The organism is Solidesulfovibrio fructosivorans JJ], assembly GCF_000179555.1.
GTDB lineage: Bacteria > Desulfobacterota > Desulfovibrionia > Desulfovibrionales > Desulfovibrionaceae > Solidesulfovibrio > Solidesulfovibrio fructosivorans.
In genome coordinates, this window is record NZ_AECZ01000004.1 from 202,479 (window position 1) to 211,200 (window position 8,722).

General features: G+C 67.1%; 4 protein-coding genes. 2 read left to right on the plus strand and 2 right to left on the minus strand.

Going from position 1 to position 8,722, the window contains the following annotated elements; translation table 11 throughout:
• The first annotated feature begins 262 nt into the window (after positions 1–262).
• Both DESFRDRAFT_RS04635 and DESFRDRAFT_RS04640 read left to right on the plus strand, forming a co-directional pair.
• Positions 263–3,532, plus strand: coding sequence for a PAS domain S-box protein (locus DESFRDRAFT_RS04635; protein ID WP_005991612.1), 3,270 nt, complete (start codon positions 263–265; stop codon positions 3,530–3,532).
• A 14-nt stretch (positions 3,533–3,546) separates the two neighbouring features.
• A complete protein-coding gene (locus DESFRDRAFT_RS04640) occupies positions 3,547–4,830 on the plus strand; it encodes a GGDEF domain-containing response regulator (RefSeq protein WP_005991614.1) in 1,284 nt (427 codons plus the stop codon).
• A gap of 35 nt (positions 4,831–4,865) precedes the next feature.
• Here DESFRDRAFT_RS04640 and DESFRDRAFT_RS04645 read toward each other — a convergent pair whose 3' ends face one another.
• Both DESFRDRAFT_RS04645 and DESFRDRAFT_RS04650 read right to left on the minus strand, forming a co-directional pair.
• Positions 4,866–7,874, minus strand: a complete 3,009-nt coding sequence (locus DESFRDRAFT_RS04645) for a glycosyltransferase family 39 protein (RefSeq protein ID WP_005991616.1) — start codon at positions 7,872–7,874, stop codon at positions 4,866–4,868.
• Positions 7,875–8,006: 132 nt separating this feature from the next.
• The gene (locus DESFRDRAFT_RS04650; protein ID WP_199533107.1) at positions 8,007–8,663 is read right to left on the minus strand and encodes a cyclase family protein; all 657 of its coding nucleotides are present in this window, start codon (positions 8,661–8,663) and stop codon (positions 8,007–8,009) included.
• Between the last annotated feature and the right edge of the window lie 59 nt (positions 8,664–8,722).

The following is an 8,722-nucleotide window of genomic DNA, read 5'->3' on the forward strand; positions in this document are numbered from 1 at the left end:
GGCCGGGAAATCCCGATCGCAGGCGCAGTAACGCCGCCGCCACCCCATGTCAATTCGGCCGTGACGGTCCAGGCGGCGGCCTTGACGCGGCAACGGCGCAATCGTACATGTTGAAAACCTGTACAGACGGCGCGCCTGTCCGGGCCGTCCCGCACGGAGTCCTTGTGAACCGCCTCGAATCCCCCTTCCCCGTCCAAACCGCATGAGAAGAACCGCCACGCCCGGCGCATCGCCCGCCTTTCCGGCCGGAGGGCGGGTCTCCATGGCCCTGGCCGTCGCCGCGCTTTGCGCCATTGCCTTCTTCGACCTGCCGCTTTTCCACGTCCTGTCGGAGATGACCTGCATCATCGCGGGGGTGGCCGCCTTTCTGGTCATCTGGAACGCCAGGGCCTTTGTCGAGCACGCCTTTTTCCTGGTCATCGGGCTGGCCTTCCTGATCGCCGCCGGCTTCGACACCGCCTATTTGCTGCTGACCGCCGGCCTGACCCGCCTGCCGCTGCCGCCGGGGCTCGCCGGCGCCGTTTGGACCGGCTCCCACATCGCCTTTGCCCTGTCGCTTTGCGTCGGGGCCTGGATGCTGGGACGGACCAAAACCGCCGCCGGCTACCCCCAGGCCCTGGTCCTCGGCCTCAACCTGCTCCTGATGCTGGCCTTCGCCGCCCTGGCGACCATGCCCGGGGCTACCGGGCCGCATGCCACGCTATTCCCGGACGCGCCGTTGGACCGCCTGCCGCCGTCGCTGCTTTTCATCGGAGCGGGCCTTGGGCTCCTTCGCTACCGCGACCGGCTGGCCACCCCCGTGGTGCGGCTGCTGCTCGGGGCCACGGCCTGCCTGGCCCTTTCCGACGCGGCCTTCGCCTGGCCGGGAGACGCCCTCTGGCCGCGCGTCATCGGCCATGCGACCAAGGTGCTGGGCTATGCCCTCAGCTGCCAGGCCATCGTGGTCACGGGCATAAGCCGCCCCTACGACCTGCTCTTCCGGGAAATCGGCCTGCGCGAGCAGGACCTCAACAACCGGCTGGTGCGCCTGGGGGCCCAGGCCCAGGCCATTTTCGAGTTGAGCAGCCTCGAGGCCCTGGAGTCCGGCGAATTCAAGTCCTTCGCCGCCACGCTGCTCACGCGCGCCATGAGCGTGCTCGGCGTGGCCCGGTCCGGCATCTGGGTCCTCTCCCCCGACCGGGAGCGCCTGCTGTGCCTGCTCGGCAGCGGATCGGGACAGGCGGACACGGGGGTCGAACTTTCCCGGGCCGATTATCCGGACTACTTCGAGGCCATCGCCCACGAGCGGGTCATCGTGGCCGAAAACGCGGCCGCCTCGCCCCTGACGCGGGACCTGGCCGAAAGCTTTCTCGAAGAGCGCGGCATCGCCTCGCTGCTCGACGCGCCCTTTCGCTTCTCTGGCCGCCTGGCCGGGGTGCTCTCCCTGCGCCACGTCGGCAACCCGCGACGTTTCGCCGACGACGAGCAGGCCTTTGCCGGTTCCCTGGCCGACACCCTGTCCCTGGCCCTGGAGACCTCCGAACGCCGCCGCGCCGCCCGGGAGCTGGCCGCCAGCGAACAGCGCCTGCGCTCGCTGCTCGACGCCATGCCAGACCCGGTCTGCTTCAAGGACGCCGACGGCCGCTGGATCGTGGCCAACCCGGCCCAGATCGAGGTTTTCGGGCTGGGCGGCGTTTCCTGGAAGGGGCAGACGGACGCGTCCCTGGCCGCCAGCAGCTCCGGTGACCGGCAGGCGTTGGCCGCCGCGGCCGTGACCGACGCGCACGCCTGGGCCACCCGGGAGGTCAGTGTTTTCGGCCTGTCCCTGACCGGCGCCGACGGCAATACCCGGCATTTCGACGTGATCAAGGCTCCGCTTTTTCACGACGACGGCCGGCCCAAGGGGCTTGTGATCCTCTCCCGCGACATCACCGCCTATCGGGACGCTCTGTCCCGGCTGCGGGAATCCAACGAAGAGCTGGAGGCCATCTACAACGAGACCTCCGACGGGCTGATCATCGCCGATGCGGTCGACCAGAGAATCGTGCGGGTCAACGCCGCCGCCTGCCGCATGTTCGATTACAAGCCGCAGCAATTGACGGCCCTGTCGCCCTGGGACCTGCATCCGGAAGACGAACGGGAACGCTCGATCACGCGGTTTCGCGAAATCAATGCCGGCAGGCTGCACCTCATGGAAGCCATCCCCTGCAGCCGCAAGGCCGGGCACGTCTTTTACGCGGACATCGCGGCCCAGCCCATTACCTACGGCGGCCGGCCGGCCATCCTGGGCTTTTTCCGCGACATCTCCGAACGCCGGGCGGCTGGGCAGGCGCTGGCGGCCTCCGAGGAGCGCTTCCGCAAAGTCTTCAACAGCACCTACGACGCCATTTTCCTGCACGACGCGGACGGCGTCATCCTGGACTGCAACGACAAGATGCTCGAGCTCTACGGCGTGCGCCGCGAGGAAGCCTTCCGTTTCTCCATCGAGAACGACTACTCCGCCCCGGACAATCCCCCCGGGAGAATCCTCGACTACTGGCGGGAGGTCATGTCCGGCGAGGAGCGTTTTTTCGAATGGAAGGCCCGCCGCCCCCACGACGGCAGCGTCTTTTACGTTGAGGTCTACCTGCGGCGGTTAAAATTGCCCGAACGCGACGTCATCCTGGCCAACGTGCGCGACGTCACGGAGCGCAGGCGGGTGCTGGCCGCCCTGGCCGCCCGGCAATCGGAAATATCGGCGCTCAACCGCGACCTCTCCCGGCGGGTGAACGAGGAAACCGAAAAAAACCGGCAAAAGGACATTCTGCTCCTCAACCAGACCAGGCTTGCGGCCATGGGCGAGATGATCGGCAACATCGCCCACCAGTGGCGGCAACCCCTAAACGCCCTGTCCATCCTCCTGGCCAACATGCGTTTCGAATACGAGAACGTCTGCGAGGGCGACACCGCAAGCCTCATCGCCGCACACCGCCAGGCCGGCGAGATCCTGCGCAAGATGTCCTCGACCATCGACGACTTCCGCAATTTCTTCAAACCCGACAAGCAGCGCGAACCCTTCCTCGTGGTGACGGCCATAAGCGACGCCCTGCTTCTTATCGAGGCGAGCCTGGCCCAGCACGGCGTGGCCGTGCGTTTCACGGCCCGGCACAATCCCCGGGTCCTGGGCTTCCACGGCGAATTCTCCCAGGTCGTGCTCAACCTGCTCAGCAACGCCAAGGATTCCATCCTGACCACCCGGCAACGTGGCGGGGTCATCGCCATCCGGGTCATGGCCCGCCAAGGCCAGGCCGTCATCCACATCACGGACAACGGCGGCGGCATCCCGGAGGCCATCCAGGAGCGCGTCTTCGACCCCTACTTCACCACCAAGACCGACACGGACGGCACGGGGCTCGGGCTCTACATGTCCAAGACCATCGTTGAGGACCACTTAAACGGCCGGCTCACGGCGCGAAACGTCCGCGACGGGGCGCGCCTGACCATCCGCATTCCCCTCGATCAGCCGAAAGGGGCCGCCAGCCCCGCCGCCGCGTCAACGCCCCAAGCCTCCTGAGGAAACTCCCGACCATGATGAAACCGTCCAAGAAAAAATACCGTCCCCTGTCCAAGCTCCATCTCCTGGTCGTGGAGGACGAGGCGCTCGCCCGGGAGCAGATGGGGCTTTTGCTGTCGCGCTTCGCCGCGAAGCTGACCACGGCCGGCGACGGGGTCGATGGACTCGAAGCCTTTCGCCGCGAGCGCCCAGACATCGTGGTCACCGACATCAGCATGCCCCGGATGGACGGCCTGGACATGGCCGCGAACATCAAGAAAGAGGCCCCCGACGTGCCGGTGGTGCTGGTCACCGCCCACAGCGACACGGAATTCTTCCTGCGCTCCATCGACATCGGCATCGACGGCTACGTGGTCAAACCGGTGGACGCCGACAAACTCCTCGCACGGCTCGTCAGACTCGCCGCCGGCCAGCTGGAAACCCGGGCCGCTTCCGCCCGGGCCCGGCTTTTCCAGTTCACCCTGGACATCAACCCCAACTTCATCCTGACCCTCGACGGCGGCGAGGTGGACTACGTCAACCGGACCTTTCTGGATTTCCTCGGCGCGGCGGACCTGCCGGCCCTCAAGGAGGGGCGGCATGCCGGCCGGGTGCTGGAACTCGACGGCCGCCGCCACGAAGCCGCGGATTTCGACTGGGCCGGCCGCATCGACGCCCGGCCGGACGTCACGCATCAGGCGGTCTTCTCGCTCCTGCCCGCCGAACCCGGCCAGGAGCGCACCTTCCTCGTGTCCTCGGCCGCCTTTCCGGAACTCGACCGCCGCATCCTGACCTTCACCGACATCACGCCCCTGGCCGAGGAGCGCCGCCAGCTCATCACCCGGGCCACCACCGACGCCCTGACCGGCATCGCCAACCGGGCCGGCATCGACGAGGCCCTGGCCCGCGAACGGAACCGGGCGGCGCGAAACGCCAAGCCCCTTTGCGTCATCATGTTCGACATCGACCACTTCAAGGACGTCAACGACAGCCTTGGCCATCAGGCCGGGGACGCGGTGCTGGCGGCACTGACCGGGCTCGTGTCCGGGCTCGTGCGCGGCCACGACATCCTGGGGCGCTACGGCGGAGAGGAATTTCTGGTCGTCGCGCCCGAGACGGACATGGAGCAGGGGCGACTTCTGGCCGAACGGTTGCGCGCGGCAGTGGAGGCCCATGCCTTCCCGGCGGCGGGAAAAGTGACGTGCAGCTTCGGCCTGGCCATGCTCGACGCCGACGAGTCCGCCCATGCGCTGGTCGCCCGGGCCGACGCCGCCCTGTACCGGGCCAAGGAGACGGGCCGCAACCGGGTCGCGGGCTGAGGCGGGAAAAATCGCCCCGCCCTCCCCGGCCGGGGCTAGCGGGTCTCCCAGGCCTCGCGAAGGGGAAGCGGCTTCCCGGACAGCCACAGCCGCATGGGCTGGCCCGTTTCGGATCGCTGGCCAATGGTCGTGGACGAGGCCTCGGCGGCGATGGACGGCAAGGCGGCGGCGTCGAGCAACACCTCGATGCGCATGGGGTATTTGGCGTTGGAGCGGATGGACGCGCCCGGCCCCGACAATTCGCAGCCCACGAACAGGATGTGCACGGGCGTCTCGAATCGCACCTCCCGCAGCACCCCCTCGTAGGTCGAAGAGATATCCAGCGGACCGCGTTCGGAAAAATCCAGGAACACGCGGCGGGCGTCGATGTCGTTTATGCCGTAGAACACCCGGGCATAATTGGGCTTATCCGTGCGCAGGGCCGGGTAGATCATGGTCCGCACGCCCCGTATGGGAAGTTCGGAGGCAAAAACGTATTCGGCCAGGCAGGGGCGGCCTTCCAGGCAGGTCAGGGCGTTGCCCAGGATGTTGAGATTGTCCCGGCGGACCATGTTGAACAGGTTGAAGTCCTTGGGCGTGAACCGGGGCGAGAGGTGGACGAGGCCCTCGCCGCCGGGATTGAGCTCCACCAGGGACCCGGCCGGCACGGACAGGGGGATGGGCAGGGTCTTCCCGCCCAGGCGCACCACCGGCCGGGAAGTCGCGCCGGTATAGGCCAACCCGCGCACGGGCCAGGGCGTCGTCGCCTCCACGGCGGCCGTTTCCTCCCGCCCCTGGGGCAAGGACAGGGACGCGTCGGCGAGATGGGCGTCGTAGAGGTAAAAGGCCGGCGCGCCGTCCGGGTCGCGAAGAACCGCCACCGGCGGCAGGCCGGGATGGGCGGCCACGAACCGTTCCCTGTCGGCGGCCGACTGCCAGGAGAGCGGCCCCACGCCTTGCGGATGTCGGGCGTCATCGGCGCAAAAGACATGCAGGACTTCGCCGCCGAGGGTTTGTTCCCCGGCTTTCCAGGGCGCAAGCCGCGTGTGGGCGGCGATGTTGCGCAGCACGGCCGTCGCCGCCTCGCCGGGAGTGTCACCGGCCTCGCCGTCGACGCGAAAAGACAAACGCTCCAGATCGATGGAAGCCGCGTAATGGCCCGGCACGAATTCCAGGCGCACGTAAAGCGGCTGGTCCGGCCGCGGCCAGGGGACGCTTGCGGCCAGGGGCAGCTTGGACGTTCCCGTGGCTGCGGGTTGGCCGTAGGCCGGGTTGGCCGCGACGAATTTCGCGTAATCGATGTCCGCGACCAGCGTCAGCGTATCCGGGTCCTGGCCGGCCAAAAGTCGTAGCCGGGCATCGGGGCGCATGGCGCGAATCTTGCCGCGCATGACCGCGTCGAAGCGCACGGCCACGGACCGACAGCGCGCCCCGGGAGCCGATACAAGCTTCCAGGTGGCCCGGCCGGGCGCGTCGAGGCTGAATTGCGACAGGGCGTGGAGCTGGTAATCCGGGGCCACGTTGTGGGCCTGCCACACGGTTTCGTAAAACCGCAGCGTGGTGAAATCATCGGCATAGACGTCGGCACCGCCCGGCGAGGCCAGCAGCGGGGCCTGGCCGACCACGCCGCCCCGGTAAAAAAGCACCACCTCGTCGTCCTGGGGCATGTCCTCCACGAGGGTCAGCCCCGGCGGCACGAAGTCGCCCTTGCCGATAACATAAAAAAACTTGTGATACCCCTGCCCGGCCACGTCGCCGAAAAAGCTGTAGGCCCCGTGGAGCTCCCGCTCCAAAATGACCTTCTTGGCCCGGTTGGACGCGAACATGACGGAGTCCGCATCCTGCTTGTGCAACAGCAGATACCGGGCCCAGCGCTGGGCGTTGTGCTGCCAGCTCCGGTACAGGGCCGCGTACTGGAGGTTCGGGCCGCTGATAAAGAGGATGCCGGCAAGCCCCAGGGCCAGGGTCAGGGCCTGGTAGGCGCGGCTTCCCGAAGCGAGCCCCTGGCCGATGACGGCGCGGGAAAGCGTCATGGCCCCGGCCCCGGCCAGAAGCAGCACGGCATAGAGCAGCCCGACCAGATACTTGGCCGTGATCTGGGTCTGCACATTGATGACGAAGGCGGCCAGGGTGGGCACCGCGCACCAGACAAGGAACAGCCCCAGATTCCGGCCGGCCTTCCCCCGCCAGCGCCAGACCAGCCCGGCCAGCATGAAAAGGGCCACCCCGCCGGTGCCGGCGAAATCCGAATCCCGAAAATAGAGCGTGATTTCCCGAAACGCCTTGGCCACGCGGTAGAAATCGAAGGCGTGGCCGCCGCTGTGGTAAAACGTGTAATAGGCCACGAGCTGGCCCTTGACCTGGGGCAGGTAGAAAAGCGCGGCCAGACACAGCCCGGCCCCGTGGGCGAAAAGCAGCTTTCGGGCCTCGGCGCGGGCGGCGCGGTCGGTCAGGGCCGGCAGGCACAAAAAACCCGTAAAAAGCATCTGGGCCAGGACAAAGGGCGCGGCAAGGTAGGAGCTGTAGAGCATCAGCGCCGTGGCCACGGCATAGGCCAAAACCGCGCGCCAGGTTTTGTTGTCGAGGAGTCGCCGGTAACAGTACAACGACAGCAGGGAAAATGTATAGAAAAAGACATACCAGCGCATATAGCGGGAATAGGCCACATGAAATTGCAGCAAGGCCCCGTACAGCGCGGCGCAAAGACCGGACTCGGCGTCGAAGAACTGCCGACCGACCAGAAACACCATCAACAGCGAAGCCAGGCCGAACAGCACGGACGGCAGGCGCACGTTGAAATCATTGTCGCCCAATAGTCTCGCGAAATGAATGCACAGGTGATGCAGTGGAGGCGACGTGTCCAGGGAAACGTCCGAGGCGGACTGGTTATCGAGGCTGTCCAAGAGCTGTGCGACAGGCATGGAAGCCCGGTGCAGGGCCAGCCGTTCGTCCCATTGCAACTCGGGAACACCCAGATCATGCAGGCGGATGAACGCCGCAAGACACAAAATGATGCCGAGCAGGATCCATGTCCAGCGGCCGCCCTGATCACTTGCGGCAATCATGCCGCGTCCGTCCTCTTGCCCACACCCCGCCCCCGCTTTGTCGCACAATATGAAAATGGCCCTGACGCTATCCCGCTCCCTTCATGCGTTGTCAAGTTGCGGCTTGTCGGCGCAAGCCGCAGGAAAGGGAAATCAGGAACGGCGGCTTGTCGGACGCACCAGCGCCCTGGCCGGAGCGCCCTCGGCCCCGGCCAGCCGCAGCGGCAGGCAGACCAGCTCCACCGGCCCCGGAGAAACGCGCGACAGATCGAGCCCTTCGAGAATCCAGATGCCGGCCTCTAGCAGCGGACGGTGGATGGCGGCCGCGTCGGCGCGATGGTCCGACACGGATAGGTAATCCACGCCGACGAGCCGCACCCGCCGCGCGGCAAGGTAGGCCGCCGCCTCGGGGGAGAGGTCCACGAAATCCTCCACAAAATCCGGCGAGGCCCAGCAGCGTTCGGAATTGGCCGTCTTGAAAAGGATGCGCTGGCCGGGACGGATGCGGTGCCGGCGCAACGCTTCGGGCGTTACGGCGCGCGGGTCGGTGATGGCGATGACCCGGGCCGGACCCATCACCACGTCGAAGGGCAGGTCGTCCAGGGTATTCCCCCCGGCCAAATAATGGGACGGCGCGTCCAGGTGGGTGCCGGCATGGGCGCACAGGTCCAGGGCGGAAACCGTGCACGGGTCGCCCCGCTCCAGGTCCAGCACGCGGCGGACGCGGGTCGGCGGATCGCCGGGCCAGGCGGGCAGCCCGGTCCTCAAGGGAACGGAAACGTCGATCCAGACGGCTTTGGGCATCGGCATATCCTCCTCCACGAAGGCCCGTCTCACAAAAGGCCACCGGGGGGAACCCTTTTTGAAAA

Coding starts and splice junctions, on each gene's coding strand:
- DESFRDRAFT_RS04635 (WP_005991612.1), top strand. CDS start 263: ATGGCCCTGGCCGTCGCCGCGCTTTGCGCCATTGCCTTCTTCGACCTG.
- DESFRDRAFT_RS04640 (WP_005991614.1), top strand. CDS start 3,547: ATGATGAAACCGTCCAAGAAAAAATACCGTCCCCTGTCCAAGCTCCAT.
- DESFRDRAFT_RS04645 (WP_005991616.1), bottom strand. CDS start 7,874: ATGATTGCCGCAAGTGATCAGGGCGGCCGCTGGACATGGATCCTGCTC.
- DESFRDRAFT_RS04650 (WP_199533107.1), bottom strand. CDS start 8,663: ATGCCGATGCCCAAAGCCGTCTGGATCGACGTTTCCGTTCCCTTGAGG.